Consider the following 22,499-nt stretch of genomic DNA (forward strand, 5'->3'; position numbering starts at 1 on the left):
AATGCGCTTGGGTATAATCCAAACAGGCCATTCGCCTGACGAGCTTCGCCAGGATTTCGCCGATTACGACATCTTCTTTCGGCGGCTGTTGGGAGAGGAGGCGTTCGAATACGTCACCTATCCGGTGGTCGACGATATATTTCCCGACAGCGTTGAAAGCGCCGATGGCTGGCTGATCACCGGGTCGCGCTATTCGGTCAATGACCCCGATCCTTGGATTGGCAAGCTGATCGCTTTAATCTGCCAAATCAAGGCTTCGGGCCGACCTATGGTCGGCATCTGCTTCGGCCATCAGGCCATCGCCAAGGCGCTTGGCGGAGCGGTGGGAGAAAACCCTGGTGGCTGGGTTGCCGGCGCTGCCGAATATCGAACACCTGAGGGCGTGTACGATCGAACCCTCCTTGCATGGCACAAGGAGCAGATCCTGACGCTTCCCGGTGAGGCCGAAATCGTGTCTGGCTCATCGGCTTGCCCCTATGCCGTGCTGCGTTATGGAGCTGCAGCCCTCACCTATCAGGCCCATCCGGAATTCACCGCAGATTTCATTCGAGGGCTTGTCGCAACCCGCGGCCAGAGCCTGCCCGATGCGGTTAGGAGCAAAGCGATCCTTGCCGATGACGCGGAGATATCACGCACAACGACACACGCGGAAATAATCAAGTTTCTAAAGGCGCGCTGAATATTCACTTTCCCGTTTTGGCAAGGCCGTACGGTATGGTCAGTCAACTTAAGCACATCTTTGCGTCCCGATACTTCTTCTACACGGATATTCCAGTGCAAACTCGTCATGGATGACACTCATTCATCTGCGTTACGACGAAACCGTATAGGCGGGGGCGTGGGGCGCATTGATCGGCCAACGATCCAAGTCCAAAGCGGGACAAGACAAACCAGTCCATGACGCTCCAGCTGCCGAAGCGTCCGTGTCACCATCCGCTGCGTGACGAAGTCGGCTATCTGGCCCGCGATCCCCATAGCATGATGCGCAAACATCAAGCCGCATCTGCCCAGGGGCGAGGTGTCGAGTGGCGCAAAACTGGAACATTCAATCGGCGCCATGCCATTCCGGTCACCGATGTGGCCGCATGGATCAACGCCGCTAACCGTGTCATCTGACACAATCAGATCGGCGCTTTCCAAAGCTCGATGTAAACGTGATCGTTGTCGCCTGGCTCTGCCAGGGCGGTTCCGAAGTACACCGCGTCGCCCAAGGCTCTGTAGGGGCCTTCGGGCACTTCCAGCGTGGCGCGTGTCCGTCCCTGAAAGCTGCCGTCCGGCTTGGGAACCATTCGGCCAGCATTGGTCACCATGACAGGGGTGCCATCCTCGAGCTCGAGGCAATAGCGCGCCTCAATGGCGTAGGAACCATCCGGAAGGGCCAGCGCGAAATCAGCGCCACCGGGCAGGATGCGGCCGGCCCAGCCTGCTCCGCGTGCCTCACCGCCTATGATCGGGAACAGCGCACGCACGGTGCCCTCGGTTGTGCGAAATTCGAGTGCCGGGCCAAGGTCGGCCCTGATCACGCAGGCCTTTACGAGAGCGGGAGAGCCCAGGGTGAGGCCCGCGCCCAGGGTCATCATGTCGATGGAAAGGCCGTCAGGCTGCTTCATGGGTGATCCGTCCGTCGCAAATCGTCATGGTGATACCGAGCGATGCGATCTCTTCAGGTGCAGTCGCCTCGATGTCGCCGGAGAGCATAACGAGGTCGGCCAGCATGCCGGGCTTAAGCATGCCGGTGTCATTCTCCCTGTGGCCCGCATAGGCGCCGTTGCAAGTAAAGGCTTCGAGCACTTGCAGAAGTGGCAGACGCTGGTCGGGAAGCCCTTCGAGATGCGGTTTGCGCGTCATTGCGGTCTGGATGCCAAGCAGCGGATCGACCGGCACGATCGGCCAATCGGAGGAGAAAGCGATGGTCGCATTCGCTTCGGCCAAAGTCCGCCAGGCATAGGCATGAGGTGCGCGGTCCATACCGATGCAGCGTGTTGTTGGGGTTTCGCCCACCGGCGCATGCAGTGGTTGGAATGAGGCGATCACCCCGAGTTCGGCAAAGCGGGGGACATCGGCAGGATCGATCATCTCGATGTGCTCAATGCGATGACGGCTGTCGCGCTGGCCGTTGGCGGCGCGCGCCGCCTGATAACCGTCAAGAGCGATCCGCACGGCCGCATCCCCAATCGCATGGACGGTGATCTGCAGGCCACGCCGATCGGCCTCGATAGCGGCCTCCGCAAAGCTCGGAGCATCGAAGATCGGGTCGCCTGCGTGACCGGGGCGGTCAGCATAGTCCCCTAGCATGGCCGCCGTGCCGCTTTCGATCACGCCATCGACAAAGATTTTCACCCGGCCACAGGCAAGCGTCTCACCGGTGAAATCCCGCGTCATGGCGGACGCTCTTTCGAGCTCCGACAAGGGCATTCCCCGGGTCAGGTGGAATGGTACGGATGTGCGCGCAAGAAGCCCACCTTCCTTTTCGACATCCCGGAGCAATTCCAACAGGTGCCTGTTGCCATCCATGTTGTGGATCGAGGTGATGCCCTTGGAGGCGACAAAACGCATGCCATCCTTCAGCACGTCCATATCCTCGCGCCACTCGATTGCAGTGGGCGGGACAGGCGGCTCGATACCTGACATACCCAGCATCTCGCGTCCGCCGGAAGTGCGAAGTTCAAGCACGGGAAGAAGCGCGAACTTTTCTCGAAGTTCGCCCGTTGCCAGACAATCGTCACCCATCACGACTTCATTGCCGGCCGGCAGGTCGCGCCCATGCAAGAGGCCGGCTTTCTGCAGTGCGGCTGTGTTGGCAAACAATGTGTGGAAATCATAGGCCATCACCGCCAGCGGACGGTCCGGGCACATGGCATCGAGCGCGTGGCGATCAAGACGGGTTCCCTTGCCCAGGATTTCGTAATCCGCCCCTTGGGCGAATAGAAGGCCTTCGTCTGGGCGGGAGCTCGAAAAGGCGGCTACCGCCGCCTTCATCGCTTCAAATCCCTTGATTTCGCCCAATTGAAGCAAAGTCTGACCATAGGCGCCCGAGAAGACATGCAGATGGCTTTCGACGAAGCCGGGCATAAGGGTGCTCCCATGCGCATCAATGATGCGGGTGTCGGGACCGGCATGCAGGAGAACGCTGTCTTCAGCGCCGACTGCCAGAATACGATTGCCCTCTATGGCAACCGCGTGCGCATGCGGATTGGACGCGTCCATGGTTAGGACACGGGCATTGCGGAAGATCAAAGTGGCGGTCATGAAGATAGTCCCTTGCGACGCGGGTTGGTGATGCTGGCATCGTCAAACAGGAGCTCGACCAGCGGCAGAATGCGCATCCGGATGATCTTTTCATGCTCGACCAGCGTCTGCTGCTCGCTTGTGATCAGATCGATGAAAGCCTGGAACCAGACGTCGTGAAACAACTGGGCTAGAAACGACGCACTGGGTTGCTCACCAGACCGCGTGCGGATCTCGAGCATATCGAAAAAATCTGCCACCACACTAATCAGGGCTCTCGATACGCCCTTGTATTGTGACGCGAGTTCCGTGTCGGGGTGGCGAATGGCCGCTGCTTCCGCATAGCGCCATACCCTCTTGTCGGCAATTTCCAGGGTGCCGCGCGAAACACGCAGGAAAAGCCCGACCATCAACGTCCCGAGATCCGCTCCCACCTTCCAGTGGAGGGGCCGATCGTTCTCTCTCGCCTTACTTGTACCTTCGCCGATCAGGGCAATGAGAATACCGTCCTTGGAGCCGAAGTAGTTGAACACTGTTGGCGAAGATATGCCTGCGGCGGCAGCGATGTCTGCCATGGTTGTCGCGTCGATGCCATTCCGGGCGAACAGCGTCCTCGCCACTGCGATGATCTCGTCGCGCCTCTTCGCTTTCTTGCGGCTTCTCAGCCCGGGCTCGCCCTGCATCGCCTCAAGCACGTCGTCGGATATAAGCATTTCGCACCAATTTTGTGTCTATAAAAAATTTTATTGACTAAAGATATTTTGTCAATACGCATATAGCAAGACCTTTGGGGAACAAGAGGCATATGCTCGAGATCAAGGAACTATCCAAGCGGTATGGCCAGGGAACCGTGACCGCCTTACACGAAGTCAGTTTTTCCATTGCAGATGGGGAGTTTTTTACGCTTCTCGGCCCATCAGGCTGCGGCAAGACAACCCTGTTGAGAATGATCGCAGGTTTCAGCAGCCCCAGTGGTGGGGCTCTTATTCTGGACGGCAAAGACATCGCTGGGATGCCGCCAAACCGCAGACCGGTGAACACGGTCTTCCAGAACTACGCCCTCTTCCCACACATGACGGTGGGTCAGAATGTGGCCTTTGCCCTTGAGGCTCTTGGCAGGCCGCAGTCAGAAATCGCGCCGGCTGTAGACGCGATGCTGAAGCTGGTGCAACTCACGCATCTGAAGGACCGCAAGAGCGCTGAACTCTCCGGCGGTCAACAGCAACGTGTCGCCCTGGCGCGCGCCCTGGTCGCCAAACCGCGCATTCTGTTGCTCGACGAACCTTTGTCCGCACTGGACATGAAGCTTCGCAAGGAAATGCAGATCGAACTCAAGCGACTGCAACGTGAGACAGGCCTTACCTTCATTTTTGTCACACATGATCAGGAAGAGGCGCTGACGATGTCAGACCGAATTGCTGTGATGAGTGGCGGCCATGTCCAGCAGATCGCCAGCCCCCGGGAACTTTACGACAACCCGTCCAATCGCTTCGTCGCTGGTTTTATCGGGGAATCAAATTTCCTGACCGCCCGTGCGATCGACGGTGTCGTGCAAGTTGGATCCGAAACCGTTCCTTTGGCCGGTGCGTCTGATGGTCCGCTCACGCTCATGATCCGCCCGGAGCACGTGGCGCTGGCGGCCCGCCTGCCCAACGCGCTGAACCTGACAGCCACGGTCATGCAGTCTGTGTTCTTCGGCACAGACAGCCATGTACATCTGCTCCTGTCCGATGGGACGCCCCTGGTGGCCCGTGTGCAGAACTCTCTGCACGGCGGACGCCGTTTTAGTGAAGGGGAGACCATTACGGTTGCGCTGCAGGCCGAAGCGCTCAGGATCATCGTTGATGAGGAGGCGCGTGCATGATCTTGTCGGACACCTCCCGTCGCTGGGCCCTGGCAATGCCGGCGATTGTGACCATCATGCTGTTCTCGATCCTGCCGCTTGGCGTCGTCTTATGGTACTCATTCCTCACGCCCGGTGACTTCGGCAATGTCAGGTGGATCTTTTCCACAGACGCCTGGTTTTCGGTCCTTTTTGAGCGCGACATCTTCGATGACACTCTGACGGTTTCCGGCGCACATCTGACCATTCTTTTCCGCTCGGTGGCCCTCTCATTTGCGACCATGCTGATTACGCTGATCTTCGGCCTGCCAACGGCCTGGTTCATTGCGTCGCGGCCAGCTTATCAGCGCGGCTTCTGGCTGTTCCTGATCACCATCCCCTTCTGGACAAATCTCCTGGTGCGCACGATCGCGGTTCAGGAAATGATCCGCTCCGAGGGGGTCGTGAACCGGATCCTGCTGGCGCTTGGCGTGATCGACGCGCCACTGCAGATGATGTTCACCAATTTCGCAGTGCTTCTTGGTATGGCCTATGTTTTCCTGCCGCTGATGGTGCTGCCGGTATACGCCGCCATCGAGAAGTTCGATTTCCGGCTGGCCGAAGCAAGCTACGATCTCTATGCCTCCCGCTTCTACTGCCTGCGGCGCGTGATTTTGCCCCTCGTACGCCCGGGGATCATCGCGGGTTCAATCCTCGTCTTCGTGCCGGCACTCGGCGCCTATGTCACGCCGCGCATCATGGGTGGCGGCAAGTCCATGATGCTGGGCAATCTCATCGAGATGCAGTTCGGTCAGGGCCGCAACTGGCCCCTGGGTGCTGCTCTTGCCATGACGCTCACCATTTTGGTGCTTCTGGCTCTTGTCTGGTATACGCGCCTCACGTCTGGCCGGCAGGAGCGCAACCATGGCTGAGCGCGGTTTCAACGTCAAACGGCTGCCAGGTGCTGCAATGCTTGCGGTGACCTGCTTTGTCATCCTCTACATCCCCATGGCCATTCTGGTCGCCTATTCCTTCAACTCGGGCCGGGTGATCGGCAACTGGGAGGGGTTCTCTTTGCGGTGGTACAGCGCCGCTCTCAGCAATCAGGCCTTCATTGATGCCGCTGTGAACTCGTTGGTTTTGGCGACGTCTGCGTCCGTATTGGCAACACTGATGGCGACGATGGCGGCCATCGCAACCACCCGCACAGCCGGTTTTCGTGGGGAAAGCACCATTCATGTCATTCTCAACCAGCCACTGATGGTGCCGGAAATCGTGCTGGCGATCGCACTTCTGATCATCATCGGTCAGATCAAGCAGGCAACGGGCTATACCGGGCTCGGCTTTCTGATAGCGGCTCACACCACCTTCTGCATTCCCTTCGCCTATCTGCCGATCCGGGCACGACTGGAGGGTATGGATCTCACCCTCGAGACGGCAGCATCCGATCTCTATGCCAGCCGCTTCTACGCTTTCCGGCGGGTGACATTGCCGCTGTTGGCTCCGGGCATGATGGCCGGCTTCATGCTGGCCTTCGTGGTGTCGCTCGACGATCTCATCATGAGCGACTTCCTCAAGTCGCCCGGTCAGGAAACGCTGCCAACTTACCTGATGGGTGAGCTTCGCCGCAACCTGACATCAGAAATCTACGCCATTTCTTCGCTTCTACTTCTGATCAGCGTGCTGATCGTCGCGGGGTCATGGGTGGCAACAAGAAAGAAAAACTAAACTCTCAGAGGAGAACGCAATGAAACGCTCATCCCGCTTAGCAATCACTACCTCCTTACTGATGACCGCAGCCCTTCCGGCGCTCGCGGAAGGCCAGCTCAACATCTTCAACGCCGGCCTTTACACCCCGCCGGATCTGATCAAGAAATTTGAAGCGGCCTATGACGTGAAGGTCACGGTGACCGAATATGATTCCAACGAGACCGCAATGGCCAAGATCGAGGCTGGCGGCCACGGCTTCGATATCGTCGTGCCTGCGGCCTATGTGGTGCCGACCTATATTGAAAAGGGCTTGCTGTTGAAGAGCGAGCCGTCGCAGATGTCGAACTTCAAAAACGTCAACCCCGAATGGGTGGATGTCTCCTGGGACTCCGGACGGCACTATACTGTACCGTGGGTGTGGGGCACCACCGGCGTTATGGTCAATACCAAGGTCTACAAGGGCGACATCAATACCTCTGCCGTCATTTTCGACCCGCCGGAAGAGCTCAAGGGCAAGGTCAACATCGTACCGGCGATGAATGAGGTCATCGACATGGCGATTGGCTATGTCGGCGGCCAGCCCTGCACCACCGACAAGGCGATCCTCAAGGCGGCGCGCGACAAATTGATGGCCGCGAAACCGCACTGGGCCTCTATCGACTATCCGAGCTTTGAAAAGTTTATCAAAGAGGACCTCAACGCCACGGTGTTCTGGAGTGGCGCTGCCATGCGCATTCGCGCTGAGAATCCGGGCTTCGCCTATGGCTATCCAAAGGAAGGCTTTTCGCTGTGGCAAGACAATGTCGCCATCCTGGCGGATGCCAAAAATGTCGACAATGCCAAGCTGTTTCTGAACTTCATCATGGAGCCCGAAAACGCCGCCCTTATTTCCAATTATACGCGCTATGGAAATGCGATTTCAGGATCTGAGAAGTTCATGGAAAAGGACCTGCCCAACGCGCCTGAGATGAACATTCCGGCAGGATCCAAGACCGCCGCCCACTTTCTGGTGAGCTGCCCAGCGGACGTCCAGCAGATCTATACTCGAATCTGGACGGACCTGACAAAATAGGCCACAAAATACCGGGCTGGTGTTGATCCAGTCCGGGTATTCGCAGCGCCACATTGACGTCCGTACGGCTCATATCAGCTGCTATGTAGGAGATTGACACTGATGACCTGGCGCATGCCTTCTGAAACCGCACGCCATGACCGGACCTGGATGGCATTTCCCCGCGCAGGTACCACCCTCGGTGAGGGCGACAACTGGAAACAGACCGGCTACGAGGCGTGGACCGCAGTCGCCCACAGTGTTGCCGAATTCGAGCCCGTCACGATGGTCGTTGATCCGTCCGAGCGAGACCGCGCCCGCCGGATGCTCGGAACGCACATTGAACAGATAGAAATGCCACTCGATGAGTTCTGGATGCGTGATTTCGGTCCGACCTTCGTGCTTGATGACGAACGGCCGACCGTACTTGGCGCGGTCGACTGGATCTTCAACGGGTGGGGCGATCACGGCTGGGCACAGTGGAAGCAGTCGGCAGAGATCGCGCGCCTGATCGCGGCCCATTGCGGGGCGGAACTCGTGTCCAGCCTGCTGGTCAACGAGGGCGGCGGCATTCATGTTGATGGCGAGGGTACCGTGCTCGTCACCGACACGGTTCAGCTCGACCCTCGCCGCAATCCCTATTCCGACAAGGCCCGCGTCGAGGCCGAGCTTGCCCGCACAATTGGTGCCACCAAGGCAATCTGGTTGCCGCGGGGCCTGACGCGCGACTATGAACCTTTCGGCACATCGGGCCATGTCGACATCGTCGCCACCATCGCGGCGCCGGGCGTGCTGCTCGTTCATCGCCAGACCAACCCCGAGCACCCCGATCACCAGGTGATGCGCGAATTGCGCGCCTATCTCGCCGACACGACGGATGCCGCAGGTCGAACGTGGACGATCCTTGACCTCGACGCGCCGCATGAGATCCGAGATGAGGATGGCTTTGTCGACTACAGCTACGTCAACCATCTCGTCGTCAACAACGGCGTCGTGGCCTGCGGCTTCGGCGACGACAAGGCGGACGCCGCCGCGCGTGCCGTCCTGGAAGAGGCCTATCCCGGCCGCCGCGTGGTGACCGTCGATTCTCGCGCCCTCTTCGCCCGCGGCGGGGGCATCCATTGTATTACCCAGCAGCAGCCGTCGCTGAAGGCCTGACATCATGAGCGGCTTCGATGTTGTCGAAAAGTCGATTGCTGGGCTCCGGCTGGCCCTCGAGTCGGGTGAGGTCACTAGCCGTGAGCTTGTCCGGGCGTATCTGGATCGAATTGCCGCCTATGACGCGCCTGGCACTGCGACATCGCTCAACGCCATGGTTGTCATGAACCCGCAGGCACTTGCTGAGGCAGACACATCCGATGACAGGCGCAAGCGCGGCGTGCTCCGCTCGCCGCTCGATGGGATCCCCTACACTGCGAAGGACAGCTATCTTGTGCGAGGGCTAACAGCTGCTGCAGGTAGCCGCGCTTTCGAGCATCTCGTGGCGCAACGGGATGCTTTCACGATTGAGCGGCTGCGTGGTGCTGGCGCGATCTGCCTCGGCCTCACCAACATGCCGCCGATGGCGAATGGCGGCATGCAGCGGGGTGTCTATGGGCGTGCCGAAAGCCCTTACAACGCTGATTGGCTGACCAGCGCCTTCGGGTCCGGCTCGTCCAACGGCTCGGGCACGGCGACCGCCGCGTCTTTCGCCGCCTTCGGTCTGGGCGAGGAAACGTGGTCGAGTGGAAGGGCGCCTGCGTCGAACAATGCGCTTTGCGCCTATACGTCGTCGCGCGGCATCATCTCGGTCCGCGGCAACTGGCCACTCGTGCCGACCATGGATGTCGTGGTGCCGCATACCCGTAGCATGGCCGACATGCTGGAACTGCTTGATGTTATCGTGGCCGACGACCCGGAGACACGCGGCGATTTCTGGCGCGCCCAGCCGTGGGTCACCCTTCCAGCTGCGTCCGAATTGAGGCCCTCCGCCTATTGCGCGCTCGCACCCGCGGACCTGTTCGCCGCCCAACGAGCACTCGAAGGCAAGCGCTTTGGTGTGCCCCTCATGTATATCAATGAGGATCCCCTTGCGGGCTCCAACCCCGAAGGCGGCATCGGTGGCGCGACGGGCAAACCGCTGAAGACCCGCGCTTCGATCATCGCCCTCTGGCAGCAGGCTCGCCGTGATCTGGAAGCGGCTGGCGCAACCGTCGTCGAGGTCGATTTCCCGGTTGTCACCAATTACGAGGCCGATCGCCCCGGTGCGCCGTCGATTATCACTCGCGGCCTCGTCAGCCCCGCGTTTCTTCACCGGGAAATCCTCGATCTTTCAGCCTGGGCGTGGGACGATTTCCTGGCCGCCAACGGCGATCCCGCGCTTTCTACGCTGGTGGATGTCGACGGCGAGCGCATCTTTCCGCATCCAGAGGGCGCTCTGCCAGACAGGTATACAGGCTTCATAGACTATCTGCCCGATTACCCGGCCAAGGTGAGGGCCAACCCCTATGGTGGCATCACAGAGATTCCGCACATGACAGAAGGTGTGCTTGGGCTTGAAGAAACGCGCCGGATCGATCTGGAGCAGTGGATGGAGGGGCTTTGCCTCGACGCCGTCATCTTCCCGGCTGTCGCCGATGTTGGCCCCTCTGACATGGACGTCAATCCAGTCAGTGCCGATCTTGGCTGGCGCAACGGCGTCTGGGTTGCCAACGGCAATCTGGCCATTCGCCATCTTGGTATTCCGACCGTCACCGTGCCAATGGGCACCATGGTCGACATCCACATGCCGGTCGGCCTGACATTCGCCGGCCGTGCCTATGACGATACGGCTCTTCTGACGTTCGCATCAGCCTTCGAGGCGACCGGACAGCGCCGGACCCCACCACCCAGGACCCCGCCCTTGTGACTATTCGCATAGGAAGGAGCCAGACAGGCCAGGGCTTGGGATGCTCAACGAGATGTCAGAAACGCCTTGATTTTCGCACCTGTCCTTGCACGTGCGATCTCCGCGGGAATTGGTGCACAGACCACATTTCAACGATTTGGATCGATGCGGAGAGGATCGAAAATAGCTTGATTGATCGAGCATGCCGCACAAATACAACCTCGCCCGACGTCACCACATCGGCAAGATGAAGTCCAATGTTGCGAACTATGAGGAGTATGAGGCGGGCCTTCGCCGCCGTGGCAGCTTAACCCTTCGGATAACGCCGGGAGTGGGGTTGCCCGGCCACCGGCTCGCCTCGGCCGATATCATCTCCATCTCGGACGTGGCACAGGGGCATGAAACAGTCGGGCTATGGCAAGGACCTTTCGGTGTATGCGAAGATTATACGACCGTACGTCACATCATGATCAATCACGGATAGCCAATCGCCCTGAAATAGATGGAAATGTAAGCGCTTCTATCGAGAGGGTGAACAGTCAGCATCATCTTCGATATGCGCCTTGTGCAGGGTCGTGGCTAGGCCTCGACGATCCTGCACAACCGAAGCTTCGACGAGATGGACGCTGATGAACTTGATTGGCACGCCTTCGAGGAAGCTATTGACGAAAACGCGTATGTTGGATCGCCGCAAAACCAGCTCGCAAAAAGTCTGCCTATATCAAGCTGAACGACAATACGGGGTGATTTTCTCGGGATGAAGGCCTGGAACCATACGTCCCGTGACGCCATGACAACAGCGGCGACACGGGAAGCGGTTTCATCAGATGCTCAGGCAGAGATACTTGATCTCGAGATAATCCTCGATGCCGTATTTGGAGCCCTCACGGCCCTGACCGGATTGTTTAATGCCACCAAAGGGTGCGACCTCCGTGGAAATAAGGCCGGTATTGATGCCGACCATGCCGTATTCAAGCGCCTCGGCCACCCGGAAGATTTTCGACATGTCCTTCGAGTAGAAATACGAGGCGAGACCGAATTCGGTATCGTTGGCCATTTCGATGACCTCTTCTTCCGTGTCAAACTTGAAGAGAGGGGCCACAGGGCCGAAGGTTTCTTCCCGGGCGACTTTCATATCCGTGGTAACGTCTGTCAAAACTGTGGGCTGGAAAAACAGGCCTCCGCGCTCATCCGGTTTGCCACCGAGCGCGATTTTCGCTCCTTTGGAAACAGCGTCTGCGATGTGCTCTTCCACTTTTTCCAGAGCCTTGCCCGTGATCAGCGGGCCAGCATTCACACCAGCTTCGAAGCCATCGCCCACTTTCATGGCGGCAACTTTATCGGTCAGCTTTTTGGCAAAGGCGTCGTAAACGCCCGATTGAACGTAGAGCCGGTTGGCGCAAACGCAGGTCTGGCCATTATTGCGATACTTGGAGACCATCGCGCCATCAACGGCCGCATCCAGATCAGCATCATCGAACACGATAAACGGTGCATTGCCGCCCAGCTCCAGGCCCAGCTTCATGATCTGGTCTGCACCCTGCCGCATCAGGATCTTGCCGACATTGGTGGAGCCCGTGAAGGTCAATTTGCGCACCTTGTCGTTCTCCGTGAATTCCTTGCCGATAGACGAAGAATCCTTGGAAAGAATGACGTTGAACACGCCGGCGGGCAGGCCTGCGCGCTCGGCAAGTAATGCAAGGGCCAATGCCGAAAGCGGTGTTTCCGCCGCCGGTTTGGAGATCATTGCGCATCCGGCAGCGATGGCTGGCGCAAATTTGCGGGCCAACATAGCATTGGGAAAATTCCAGGGCGTAATAGATGCGACAACCCCGACCGGCTGTTTGATAACGATGATGCGCTTGTCCGGCTGATGGCCGGGAATGGTATCCCCATAAACGCGCTTGGCTTCTTCACCGAACCATTCGACATATGATGCCCCGTACAACACCTCGCCTTTGGCCTCGGGCAATGGCTTGCCCATTTCCATGGTCAGGATCGTTGCAAGGTCGTCGGCGTTGGCTACCAGCAGATCGTAGAGCTTGCGAAGCACTGCGGCGCGCTCTTTGCCGGTCTTTGCTGCCCAAAGCTTTTGCGCCTTGTAAGCAGCGTCGATAGCCCGTGCGGTCTCCTCACGCCCCATATCAGGGAGCGTCGCGATGACTTCGCCATTGGATGGATTGGTGACATCGAAGGTTTTACCCGCGTCCCCTGCGGGGATCCATTCTCCGTCAATCAGAGCTTTGTCGGTCGCAAGCGACTTGTCTTTCAGTTTTGACAGGAGTGTGTCCGATATAGCCATAGATCAAACCTCCGCAGCGCATTCGCGCAATGTTGTTTCGAGAATTCCAAGCGCCTCGTTGAAAACGTCATCTTCGATTGTAATAGGAGCAAGGAAGCGGATCACATTTCCATAGACGCCGCAGGTGAGCAGTATCAGGCCTTTTTCCAGAGCCCGCTCGCGCACCTTGTTTGTGAAGTTTGCATCTGGAGTATGTGTGCCGGGCAGATTGAATTCCACAGCATTCATGAAGCCAGGTCCGCGAATGTCGGCGATCTGCGGCACTGCATCGCGAAGCGACTGCAATTTCTGCTTCAGGCGGTTACCGAGGGAGACCGCACGGTCATTGAGGTTTTCCTCTTCAATGACGTCGAGCACGGCATTACCAGCCGCAATGCCGATGGGGCTTCCCCCATAGGTACCACCAAGACCACCTGGTCCCGGCGCATCCATAATCTCTGCGCGGCCGGTTACGGCCGCAATCGGGAAGCCACCGCCAAGCCCCTTTGCCATGGTGGTCAGGTCGGCCGCTACGCCGTAATGCTCCATGGCAAACAGTTTACCAGTGCGGGCAAAGCCGGTCTGCACTTCATCGGCAATCAGCAAAATGCCATGCTTGTCGGCAATTTCGCGCAGTTTCTGCATGAAGGCGCGCGGCACTTCATAAAAGCCGCCCTCGCCCTGAACCGGCTCGACAATAAACGCTGCAACGGAGCCTGGATCAATATCGGCCTTGAACATCTTGTCGAGAACAGAAAAACTGGCTTCTGCCGTCTGGCCGTGCAATTCGACTGGGAATGGAACGTGAAAAACGTCCGGCATCATGGGCCCAAAGCCGTTTTTGTAGGGCACGACCTTTCCGGTCAGCGCCATTCCCATAAATGTGCGGCCGTGGAAGCCACCGGTAAAGGCAATGACGGCTGAACGCTTGGTTGCCGCACGCGCAATTTTAACAGCATTTTCGACCGCTTCCGCGCCCGTCGTCACGAAGATCGTCTTCTTATTGAAATCACCGGGTACCAGATCATTCAGGCGTTCTGCCAGTCGCACATAGTTCTCGTAAGGTACGACCTGATGGCAAGTGTGGGTAAAGTGGTCCAACTGGTCCTTCACCGCTGCGATCACCTTCGGGTGTCGGTGACCGGTGTTGACGACGGCAATGCCCGCCGCAAAATCGATAAAACGTCGACCTTCGACATCCCAGATTTCAGCGTTGAGAGCCTTCTCAACATAAACTTGCGTGGTGACGCCGACGCCGCGTGAGATTGCGCCAGAACGGCGAGAGGCAATGGCCGCATTCGACATGAAATAGTCCTCCAGTAGGTAAAAGAGTTGCCGACGACCGGCCATCCACAGAGCACAATCTCTACATATTTTCTGTAGTGTTGCAATATGATTTCGCGGTATTAAGAAGGCATAAATGGCCAATGTGAAACACTCAGCAATGGACGACAGCACATTCAAGATCGCCGATGCGGCACGCATGGCAGGCGTCTCCGCCTCGACCCTTCGGTTATGGGAAGCTCAGGGCCTCATCGAGCCAATCAGGACCGCATCGGGTCAACGACTTTTCGACCAGACCATGATCGATCTGTTGCAGCGCATTAGGTGGTTGAGAAGCGAGCGCGGATTAAACCCCGCCGCCATTCGTGAAACCTTGCTAAAGGAAGTAGACGAAGAGGCGGGGGATGAAAAAAACGCAGGGGTGGCGGGGCCGCTATCCGTTGGCCTCAAGATCCGCAGGCTCCGCACGGATCAGGGCATAACACTGGAAGTCCTGGGCCAGGCGACTGGTTTGCCGACATCTCAACTCTCCACCTTCGAACGCACATCAACCGGTCTTTCATTTGCCGCACTCCATGCGGTCGCTCATCAGCTCGGAACCACAGTCGATGCACTCTGCGGTCGCAACAGCGATGTCAGGCAATCGCTTGTGCGGGATGGAGAGTGGAAATCCTGGCCGAGAACATCGTCGGGAGTTACGGTCCAGATCTTGGCAGAGGGGCGGCCGCAAATGGAATGCAACCGGTTCCAGCTTGCGCCAGGAGCTTCCAGCGAGGGCGCATATCTGCACGAGGGTGAGGAGTTCATCCATGTGCTGACCGGAAGCCTGGAGATTATTCTCGATGGCGATCAGTTCTTCGAACTCAACGCCGGTGACAGCTTCTATTTCGAAAGCGCGCGCCCACATGCGTGGCGCAACAGTTCCGATGGCGAGACAGTCCTGATCTGGGTCAACACGCCACCTACCTTCTAATGTCCAGCTGAGATTGCCTTGTTCCATCATTGCGTGCCGCCGATTACAAGCGCCACTCCGCGCCGGCGGGGCATGCCGCCACTGCCAGCGACATCCCCTCCCCGGCACCCGGTCAATAGCCCAGTGCGATACCGTCCTTGCGCGATTCCGATGCACCTGAAAGCGTGCCGTTTTCCCAGTCAATGCGGATCACCTGTGCGCCACCGATAGGGTCTTCTGTTGGCACAATCTCGAAGCCGCGTGCTTGAAGTTCAGCAATGGTCGAGGCCGGAACTGTGTGCTCCACTTCGATCTTGGGTGCGAGACCATTTGCAGCCACCAGACGCGGCAGGTCAATGGCATCCTGCATGTCCATTCCATAATCGAGAACCTTTGAAATCAGATGGGCGTGACCCATGGCCTGATAATAGCCGCCCATGACGCCGAAGGACATTTCGGTCCGGCCGTTGCGCGTCACCATGCCAGGGATGATCGTGTGCAGCGGGCGTTTTTCTGGCGCGATCATGTTCGGGTGGCCCCTCCTCAACGAAAAACTCTGGCCACGGTTGTGCAGCATGACCCCGGATTTCGGTGCAGCGATGCCGCTACCGAAACTGTCGAAGATAGAGTTGATGAAGCTCACCGAATTCCGCTCTGAATCGATCACAGAAATATAGACAGTGTCGCGGTGGCGCGGCAGTTCGAAGGGCGGCAAGTCCATCGCCTGCTTCAGATCAATCATGGCGGCAAGCTTGCTGGCAAATTCCTTGGACAGCATTTCTTCAACTGGTACATCAGCCTTGGCAGGGTCCGCCAGCCAAGCATCCCGCGCGGCATAGGCAAGTCGTGTCGCCTCGATCTCGATATGCATGCGATCGATCGCGTCCGGCGCGCCTGCTGCCTCGAAATGCGACAGGATGTTGAGAATCATGAGCGCAATGATGCCCTGCCCATTGGGCGGGCATTCATGGATCGTATAGTCCCGAAACGTCGTGGTGATGGGCGTTACGTATTCGCCTCCGGCATTGGCGAAGTCCTCAAGTGTGTGAAGCCCGCCAAGAGAGCGCAGGCGCTCCACCATGTCTTCGGCAACCGGCCCGCGATAAAACCCGTCTCGGCCCTCGGCGGCGATCTTGCGGAAGGTGGCGGCCAGTTCCGGCTGGCGATGCATCTCACCGATGCGTGGCGCGCGGCCCTGTGGCAGGAAGATGCGCGCGGCTACCTCGTCGGCGCCAAGCAGCGGCTCTTCCTTCGCCCAATCGCGATGCACACGCGGCGAAATGGCATAGCCATTTTCGGCAAGAGCGATGGCGGGCGCCAGAACCTCGGAAAAGGGCATTCGGCCATGATCTGCATGAAGTCGCGTCCAGGCATCAATCGCGCCGGGCACGGTAACCGAAGAGGGTGACTGGCGCGGCACTTCGGTCAGGCCACGCTCCTCGAACCAATCCACCGTCAGCGCTGCAGGGGTGCGGCCCGAACCGTTATAGGCGATCACATCGGCTCCACCCTTCGGCGCAAAAAGCGCGAAACAGTCGCCACCAATGCCGGTCGATCCAGGCTCCACCACGCATTGAACAGCGCAGGCTGCAATGGCAGCGTCCATGGCGTTGCCACCTGCCTGCAGGATGTTGATCGCCGTCAATGTAGCCGATGGGTGCGATGTCGCGGCCATTGCCGTGGCGGATACCGCGACCGATCGCGTCGGCGTCTCGAAATTGCGCATTGCCTTTTAGTCTCCGTTATATGCAGTCTTAGCGAGTTGTTCAGTTGCGCGCGCGATAGGGCGTCAGCCTTGCCTCGAGCAGCGCAAGCGCCCGTACGATGAGGAAGTTGAGAACGAGGTAGATTGCGCCGGCGGCGATGAACACCTCCATGGCGCGATAGGTCTGGGCGATCAATTCCTCCGCGACACCCGTCACTTCCGTAAGCGTGATGATGGAGGCAAGCGAAGTTCCCTTCACCATGAGGATGATCTCATTGCTATAGGCGGGCAACGCCTGGCGCAGGGCCAGCGGAAGGACCACCAGCCGCAACGTCAGCACGCGCGATAGACCCAGCGCCGAGGCTGCTTCCGATAGCCCGCGCGGTACATTGCGGATGGCACCGCGCAGGATTTCGCTGCCATAGGCGGCGGTGTTCAGCGTCAGCGCCAGAATTGCGCACCAATAGGGTTCACGAAACAATGACCAGAGCCCGAGCGACTGTAAAGTCGGACGGAATTGGCCCAGCCCGTAATAGATGAGGAATATCTGAACCAGAAGCGGTGTTCCACGAAAAACCGCGACGAATGTCCTGATTGGCCAGACGACAAGACGCCTTGAACTTTGCAGGGCAAGGGCAAGAAGGAGGGCAAGGACGAAGCCCAGCAGGACTGAGGAGCCAGCCAGTTGAAGTGTTAACGGCAAGCCAGCAAGGAGCTTCGGGATGATTTCGAGGAAAAAGCCGGGATCAATCATCAGTGGACAGCCCCGCGCGCCGCATTGGCTTCAGCCCGCGTGAAGACGAAGCCAGTAATGCCCGCAATTGCGAAATAAAGCGCAGCAGCGGCGCCATAGAAAAAGAACGGCTCCCGGGTCGAGCCCGCACCGATCTGTGCCTGGCGCATCAGTTCAACAAGGCCGATGACTGAAATAAGCGCCGAATCCTTCAAGACAAGTTGCCAGACATTGCCAAGACCGGGAATGGCATGGCGTAGCAACTGTGGCACGATAACGAGACGGAGCATCTGGAAGCGTGTCAGCGCCAGCGCCTTGGCCGCGTCAAACTGGCCTTGGGCGACAGCAAGATAAGCGCCCCGATAGACTTCAGCCTGGTAAGCCCCGGAAATGAAGCCAATGGTCACGATCCCGGTGGCAAGAGTCGGCAAGCCGGCGAAGCCTTCTGCACCGAACAGACGGAACAATGCCGTTAGCGCGACGCTGCCTCCGTAATAAAAGAAATAGATCGTCAGGAGGTCCGGCACGCCGCGAAACACAATCCCATAAGCGGACGCAATACCGCGCGCAAATCGCGCAGTGGAAAGGCGGCCAGCTGCCGCCAGCCCACCGAAGACTATCCCGAGCGCAAAGCCCGCTACCGAAAGGAGAAGGGTGATGCCGGCGGCTTCAAGCAGTGCCGCACCCCAGCCTCCCGGTCCGAAACCGAGCAAAAGAAATTTATCGAACATGAGGGTTCAAGACCTGTCACACAGTCTGGGACGACGGATCGCCGCAGAGCCGGTTTGTGAAAAATGGGACGGAATCAAATGACATTTTCCAGTTGATCCCGTCCGGTCTGCGCGCGTTACTTCACCGGCGTGACGTCGGCATGCACCCACTTTTCGGACAAACGCTTGATGGTACCGTCAGCTGTCGCGGCATCAATGGCTGTGTCGAACATTTCCTTCAGCGCCTTGTCTTCCTTGCGCATCCCCGCGCCGGTTCCAAGTCCGAAAATCCCGCCGACAAAGCCCGGGCCTGCAACGGTATAGTCAGCGAATTCCGGCTTTGCGAGCGTGGCGGCAAGCACCGTCTGCTGCGAGAAGAGCGCGTCCACGCGGCCAGCGGCCAGATCAAGGTCATGCTGTTCCGTCGTTTTGTACTCGCGGATTTCGACCGTATCGCCGAAATACTTCTTCACGAATTCGAGGTTTGTCGTGCCCGACTGGACGCCGATGACCTTGCCCTTAAGCATAGGCTTCAACTTCTCGATAGCAGCCTTGGAGGCGGCTTCGTCCTCGAGCTTGAACTTCTCATTGGATATTCCGAGCTTGCCAAGGTCACTGTCCTTTGCCGCCGCAAAACCGGAGGGGTCGACAGCGTAGGGTTTGCTGAAAGCAATCGTTTCCAGGCGCTTCGGCGTGATGAACATGCTGGCCATGATCACGTCAAACTTGCCCACGTTAAGCGAGGGGATGAGACCATCCCAGTTTTGCGCAATGATGGTGCATTTGATCTTCATGCGAGCGCAGAGATCATTGGCGATTTCGATTTCAAGCCCGTCGAGTTTGCCGTCGGCAGTCGTAAAATTCCACGGCGCATACGCACCTTCGGTGGCAATAGTAATCGCTTTCGGCGCATCCGCCGCCATTGCAAGTGGCGCGGATGTCAGTGTCATGAAGGCAGCCGCAATCGCGGCCATACGACGAGATGTCATGGCTTTTCCCTTTTTGTTGTACCGCTAAGCGGCCGTTCCCCGTCCTTGCCAGATGTTTCTCCGGCTTCGGACAATTCATAAGTCAGCAATCAGCGCCGGCTTGGACTTGCATAATCGGCAAGCAGCGGTGCCGTGCAAAGCACGTGTTCCTGCATAACCCTTTCGGCCTCTGCGCCATCGCCAGACTTCAACACGTCGAGAAGGTTCTGATGCTCCTCAAGAGCCGAAAGCGGCTTGTCGACATAATCGAACCAGATGCGCATGTAGGGCTCGATGGCGACGTGGAGCGCTGAGATCTGGCGGATGAGCTTCGGTCGCTCGCTCATGCCGTAAAGAAAAGCGTGAAACTCCTGGTGGCGCAGCACCCAGTCGCTGCTACCGGATTCACCAGCGCGCTCCATCCGCAGCAGCAATCTCTCAAGTTCCTCGAAGTTCTCCTGCGTCAGACGCGGCACGACAATGCGTACCGCAAGCCCCTCAAGTACCGAGCGTATTTCGAAAGTCTCATTGAGCTCATCAAGCGTAAGGCCTGCCACCACGCAGCCGCGATTGGGCCGAAGCGTCACAAGACCATCAGCCGCCAAACGTCGAAAAGCTTCGCGAACCGGCATGCGGCTCATTCCTATTTCGGCAGCAATCTCTTCGGGAATAAGGCGGTCACCCGGCTTGTAGCGACCAACACGCAGGGCCTGCTGGAGGTACGTGTACGCCTCCTCCTCGGCCGTTCCGGCTACAGGCGCTGTGGATGCGAAGGAAAATGCCATTGTCGCCCTCTGGATTTTTGTATCCACTTATCCAATCACCGAGTTTGAAGGGCGTCAAGGCATTTTTAATGAAAATTAACGCTCTGTCCTGGCAAGACACTTCAAGGCTATGAAGCCTCCGTTAGAGTCGCTCTTCCACACTCGACCGAGCAAAAGCACGGTCCCTCGCGCCGTCCGGTAAGGACAGCTAAAATTCGGCTGCAAATTAGAAACAGAACCTATCGGGCTTTCTCACAAATTTTGGAAAGGCCAAGGAAACGGCTATCGATGGACACAGCTCTCCACCAAGATACTGCGGTCAACCATCCGTGGCCGTAACGCCGCCTCCAGATGGGCAAAGAAAACGTTCCGTCATTGTCTAGCAGGTCGAGCGACTGCTGAGCAGAGCTGTGCGTGGACAAAGGTCGGGGCCGCATCTTATTCCCGTCTGAATCTGTGCATCGGCCGGGGACGGCGCTGAAATGGAATACGGGAGCGCTCTGATGACGCTCGCCGAGATCCGGAGCGGTGCTGCGCGTGCGCTCGGCGCCCAGATGGCGGTTCGTGGTGATGGCGGCTATTGCGGCTATGTCTCAGGGGGCTGCACCGAAGCGGCAGTTTTTCGATATTATCCTCCCATGCGGTGGAGGCATCACACTGGCAATCCATGTCGTCAGGGAGTGGCGCCACTTCGTCAAATTTAGGACGTGCTCCAAAAGCGCAAGAGAATCGCTCTCCGCTATGATCCAGCTACTCAAACGATCGTTGCCGAAAACTCGTACGAAAAAAGTACATCCTCATGGAGTGGCTCGTCGTTTGTTCGACCCTATAAGCCGAACCTGCGTTTGATACTCTGCGGTCGCGGAATTGAAGTGGAAGCTACGCAGAACGTAGCCATTGCATCTACATTTGAGATCTTCTCATTCGATTGCCGCACCAACCACTTTGACGAAACAGGTATCGATCAGGACACTGCGTTCGCTGTCTTGTTTCACGACCTTGATCACGAGCTACGATTGCTGGAGGGTGCGTTGCGAAAAAAAACCGTTCTACATCGGTGCCCTTGGCAGCAAAAGGGCTCATGAACGCCGTTGCAATGCCCTATCGACTCTTGGCTTCACACCTGGGCAGACAGATCGAATCAAGGCACCTGTCTGAATGTTCGGCCCGACGCGCGATGCAAATGCCCTTGCGCTTTCGGTCCTGGCAGACGTCGCACAAACGTGTTCGGTGGCCTGAACAGGGATAGCCGCCCGATTGAACTTGATCAAAGTCACTCACACTCACTCATAATGCGGGTTCTCACTGATCAAAACCCAATTGCCCACTCTCTGCGGCCGATGGACATGATGCGCCAAGGTCGGCTTTCGGGCTTTCGCCAAGCATCGCAGGAGTGATCGACCGTGCCTGCATCTTCCATAACGCAATCGTCCAAATGGGCAATCGTGACCGCTTCGCGCGACACGCAATCGGCACGAACTTCGTTCCGGTACGACTGTAACTACGGTGCAAATGCAGTTTTGCGACTGTGATTTCCTCTTCGAGCTTGACGCCCAGGCGGCAGAGCGCTTCCCTCTCAGCCCTCAGCCAAGCAATTTCGGCGACATTTGCCGCCAACTGCGACATCAGGTTCACCGGTTATGCTCATCACCGTTTCGAATCTGAACTGCCTGACCGCAGTCAGCTGCGCAGATCGTCCACTCAGCTGACAATTCCACGTTGCCGCGAGGTATCGGAGAATATTGTTTCCTTGACCAACACAGCAAGGCTATTGATCCCCACTCAGGTCAATCGGTTGATGATGATGGTCAACTCGGATCTCGATTTTAGCTTGAACGTGAGCCAGTGCTCTGACGACCGCCGTTAAAGCCAGCCACGTCACCGTATTCAAGCGAGAGCATCACACCATTTGGTAATGATGTAGTCACCTTCGACGGGGAGCGGGTCCTGCCCGCTCTTGAAGTGCCGGCTGTGATACCGCCTACGGTCCGAGCAAGCCCCAACCAGACGCTGGTCGCGATCTAATTTTGGAGACGGGAATTTGAGAGTTTCTTTGTCCACGGAGGTGTCCATCTAGGTTAATTGGAAATCTCCGTGCCTGATGGCATTTAAGAGAGGAAGGAGTATTGAAACTCGCGCTAACCATCCTCGCCTCCATGCAGGCGTTTCAACAGCACAGCGCCGGGTTGCAGGACTGTCACAGGAACGAGTCCGCCGGCCGTGTTAGGGCGGGTGAGTTCATGGATAGTCAGGAGAAGCTGGAGTTTCTGTCTCACTTCCGTGCGGTTCTCGCCGAGGCGGAGACTGACTGGAAGTTGTTACAATATTTGGTTGCGGGGGCAGGATTTGAACCTGCGGCCTTCAGGTTATGAGCCTGACGAGCTACCGGGCTGCTCCACCCCGCGTTACCAGGTTTTTGCGTTTG

General features: G+C 58.0%; 21 protein-coding genes, 1 tRNA gene and 1 pseudogene. 11 read left to right on the forward strand and 12 right to left on the reverse strand.

Annotation, left to right across the window (positions count from 1 at the left end):
• The first annotated feature begins 1 nt into the window (after nucleotide 1).
• Entirely contained in the window at nucleotides 2-679 is a 678-nt protein-coding gene (locus ACQZ51_RS17635; RefSeq protein WP_448779169.1) for a type 1 glutamine amidotransferase, read from the forward strand.
• 218 nt (nucleotides 680-897) lie between these two features.
• Nucleotides 898-1,116: a hypothetical protein gene (locus ACQZ51_RS17640; protein ID WP_448779171.1), complete on the forward strand. Its 219-nt coding sequence runs from the start codon at nucleotides 898-900 to the stop codon at nucleotides 1,114-1,116.
• Nucleotides 1,117-1,121: 5 nt separating this feature from the next.
• Here ACQZ51_RS17640 and ACQZ51_RS17645 read toward each other — a convergent pair whose 3' ends face one another.
• From ACQZ51_RS17645 to ACQZ51_RS17655, 3 genes are read right to left on the reverse strand one after another with little or no spacing between them, the layout of a single operon-like run.
• Complete coding sequence (locus ACQZ51_RS17645) at nucleotides 1,122-1,610, reverse strand: DUF3237 family protein (protein ID WP_448779173.1); 489 nt, start codon at nucleotides 1,608-1,610, stop codon at nucleotides 1,122-1,124.
• Nucleotides 1,597-3,249 carry an amidohydrolase gene (locus ACQZ51_RS17650; protein ID WP_448779175.1) on the reverse strand — a complete coding sequence of 551 codons (1,653 nt, stop codon included), beginning with the start codon at nucleotides 3,247-3,249 and terminating at the stop codon, nucleotides 1,597-1,599. The genes ACQZ51_RS17645 and ACQZ51_RS17650 overlap by 14 nt, the downstream gene beginning before the upstream one ends.
• Nucleotides 3,246-3,941, reverse strand: coding sequence for a TetR/AcrR family transcriptional regulator (locus ACQZ51_RS17655; RefSeq protein WP_448779177.1), 696 nt, complete (start codon nucleotides 3,939-3,941; stop codon nucleotides 3,246-3,248). Before ACQZ51_RS17655 ends, ACQZ51_RS17650 begins: the two co-directional genes overlap by 4 nt.
• A gap of 92 nt (nucleotides 3,942-4,033) precedes the next feature.
• Between ACQZ51_RS17655 and ACQZ51_RS17660 the strand changes: the two genes are divergently transcribed.
• From ACQZ51_RS17660 to ACQZ51_RS17690, 7 genes and pseudogenes are all read left to right on the forward strand, one after another.
• Nucleotides 4,034-5,092 (forward strand): ABC transporter ATP-binding protein, encoded by a 1,059-nt coding sequence (locus tag ACQZ51_RS17660; protein WP_448779179.1) that lies wholly within the window; start codon nucleotides 4,034-4,036, stop codon nucleotides 5,090-5,092.
• Entirely contained in the window at nucleotides 5,089-5,982 is an 894-nt protein-coding gene (locus ACQZ51_RS17665; protein WP_448779181.1) for an ABC transporter permease, read from the forward strand. The genes ACQZ51_RS17660 and ACQZ51_RS17665 overlap by 4 nt, the downstream gene beginning before the upstream one ends.
• Entirely contained in the window at nucleotides 5,975-6,778 is an 804-nt protein-coding gene (locus tag ACQZ51_RS17670; protein ID WP_448779183.1) for an ABC transporter permease, read from the forward strand. The genes ACQZ51_RS17665 and ACQZ51_RS17670 overlap by 8 nt, the downstream gene beginning before the upstream one ends.
• 19 nt (nucleotides 6,779-6,797) lie before the next feature.
• A complete protein-coding gene (locus ACQZ51_RS17675; RefSeq protein ID WP_448779185.1) occupies nucleotides 6,798-7,832 on the forward strand; it encodes an extracellular solute-binding protein in 1,035 nt (344 codons plus the stop codon).
• Between the two features lie 102 nt (nucleotides 7,833-7,934).
• Nucleotides 7,935-8,969, forward strand: coding sequence for an agmatine deiminase family protein (locus ACQZ51_RS17680; RefSeq protein WP_448779187.1), 1,035 nt, complete (start codon nucleotides 7,935-7,937; stop codon nucleotides 8,967-8,969).
• A gap of 4 nt (nucleotides 8,970-8,973) precedes the next feature.
• Nucleotides 8,974-10,698: an amidase gene (locus ACQZ51_RS17685; protein ID WP_448779189.1), complete on the forward strand. Its 1,725-nt coding sequence runs from the start codon at nucleotides 8,974-8,976 to the stop codon at nucleotides 10,696-10,698.
• 181 nt (nucleotides 10,699-10,879) lie between these two features.
• Nucleotides 10,880-11,005: pseudogene (locus tag ACQZ51_RS17690) on the forward strand (IS5/IS1182 family transposase); the annotation flags it as partial.
• A gap of 495 nt (nucleotides 11,006-11,500) precedes the next feature.
• Here the strand turns inward: ACQZ51_RS17690 and ACQZ51_RS17695 are convergent.
• A complete protein-coding gene (locus tag ACQZ51_RS17695; RefSeq protein ID WP_448779191.1) occupies nucleotides 11,501-12,979 on the reverse strand; it encodes an NAD-dependent succinate-semialdehyde dehydrogenase in 1,479 nt (492 codons plus the stop codon).
• Nucleotides 12,980-12,982: 3 nt separating this feature from the next.
• Nucleotides 12,983-14,263 (reverse strand): 4-aminobutyrate--2-oxoglutarate transaminase, encoded by a 1,281-nt coding sequence (locus ACQZ51_RS17700; protein WP_448779193.1) that lies wholly within the window; start codon nucleotides 14,261-14,263, stop codon nucleotides 12,983-12,985.
• Nucleotides 14,264-14,378: 115 nt separating this feature from the next.
• On the opposite strand from ACQZ51_RS17700, the gene ACQZ51_RS17705 reads away from it, so the two are divergent.
• Nucleotides 14,379-15,215, forward strand: coding sequence for a cupin domain-containing protein (locus tag ACQZ51_RS17705; protein ID WP_448779195.1), 837 nt, complete (start codon nucleotides 14,379-14,381; stop codon nucleotides 15,213-15,215).
• A gap of 112 nt (nucleotides 15,216-15,327) precedes the next feature.
• Here the strand turns inward: ACQZ51_RS17705 and ggt are convergent, their stop codons facing one another.
• The 5 genes from ggt to ACQZ51_RS17730 all read right to left on the reverse strand — a co-directional run bounded on the left by ggt (nucleotide 15,328) and on the right by ACQZ51_RS17730 (nucleotide 20,095).
• The gene (gene ggt / locus ACQZ51_RS17710; RefSeq protein WP_448779197.1) at nucleotides 15,328-16,920 is read right to left on the reverse strand and encodes a gamma-glutamyltransferase; all 1,593 of its coding nucleotides are present in this window, start codon (nucleotides 16,918-16,920) and stop codon (nucleotides 15,328-15,330) included.
• 40 nt (nucleotides 16,921-16,960) lie between these two features.
• Nucleotides 16,961-17,653: an ABC transporter permease gene (locus ACQZ51_RS17715; protein WP_448779199.1), complete on the reverse strand. Its 693-nt coding sequence runs from the start codon at nucleotides 17,651-17,653 to the stop codon at nucleotides 16,961-16,963.
• The gene (locus ACQZ51_RS17720; RefSeq protein WP_448779201.1) at nucleotides 17,653-18,363 is read right to left on the reverse strand and encodes an ABC transporter permease; all 711 of its coding nucleotides are present in this window, start codon (nucleotides 18,361-18,363) and stop codon (nucleotides 17,653-17,655) included. Before ACQZ51_RS17720 ends, ACQZ51_RS17715 begins: the two co-directional genes overlap by 1 nt.
• Before the next feature lie 116 nt (nucleotides 18,364-18,479).
• Nucleotides 18,480-19,331 (reverse strand): transporter substrate-binding domain-containing protein, encoded by an 852-nt coding sequence (locus ACQZ51_RS17725; RefSeq protein ID WP_448779203.1) that lies wholly within the window; start codon nucleotides 19,329-19,331, stop codon nucleotides 18,480-18,482.
• 89 nt (nucleotides 19,332-19,420) lie between these two features.
• Nucleotides 19,421-20,095, reverse strand: a complete 675-nt coding sequence (locus tag ACQZ51_RS17730) for a GntR family transcriptional regulator (RefSeq protein WP_448779205.1) — start codon at nucleotides 20,093-20,095, stop codon at nucleotides 19,421-19,423.
• A gap of 533 nt (nucleotides 20,096-20,628) precedes the next feature.
• Here ACQZ51_RS17730 and ACQZ51_RS17735 point away from each other — a divergent pair.
• The gene (locus tag ACQZ51_RS17735) at nucleotides 20,629-20,778 is read left to right on the forward strand and encodes an XdhC family protein (RefSeq protein ID WP_448779232.1); all 150 of its coding nucleotides are present in this window, start codon (nucleotides 20,629-20,631) and stop codon (nucleotides 20,776-20,778) included.
• A 598-nt stretch (nucleotides 20,779-21,376) separates the two neighbouring features.
• On the opposite strand, the gene ACQZ51_RS17740 is transcribed toward ACQZ51_RS17735, so the two are convergent.
• On the reverse strand, nucleotides 21,377-21,700 hold the full coding sequence (locus tag ACQZ51_RS17740; protein ID WP_448779207.1) for a hypothetical protein: 324 nt from the start codon (nucleotides 21,698-21,700) through the stop codon (nucleotides 21,377-21,379).
• Between the two features lie 702 nt (nucleotides 21,701-22,402).
• Nucleotides 22,403-22,479: transfer RNA gene (locus ACQZ51_RS17745), tRNA-Met, on the reverse strand.
• Nucleotides 22,480-22,499: the final 20 nt, after the last annotated feature.

The sequence above is a fragment of the Agrobacterium sp. CG674 genome, from assembly GCF_053521645.1.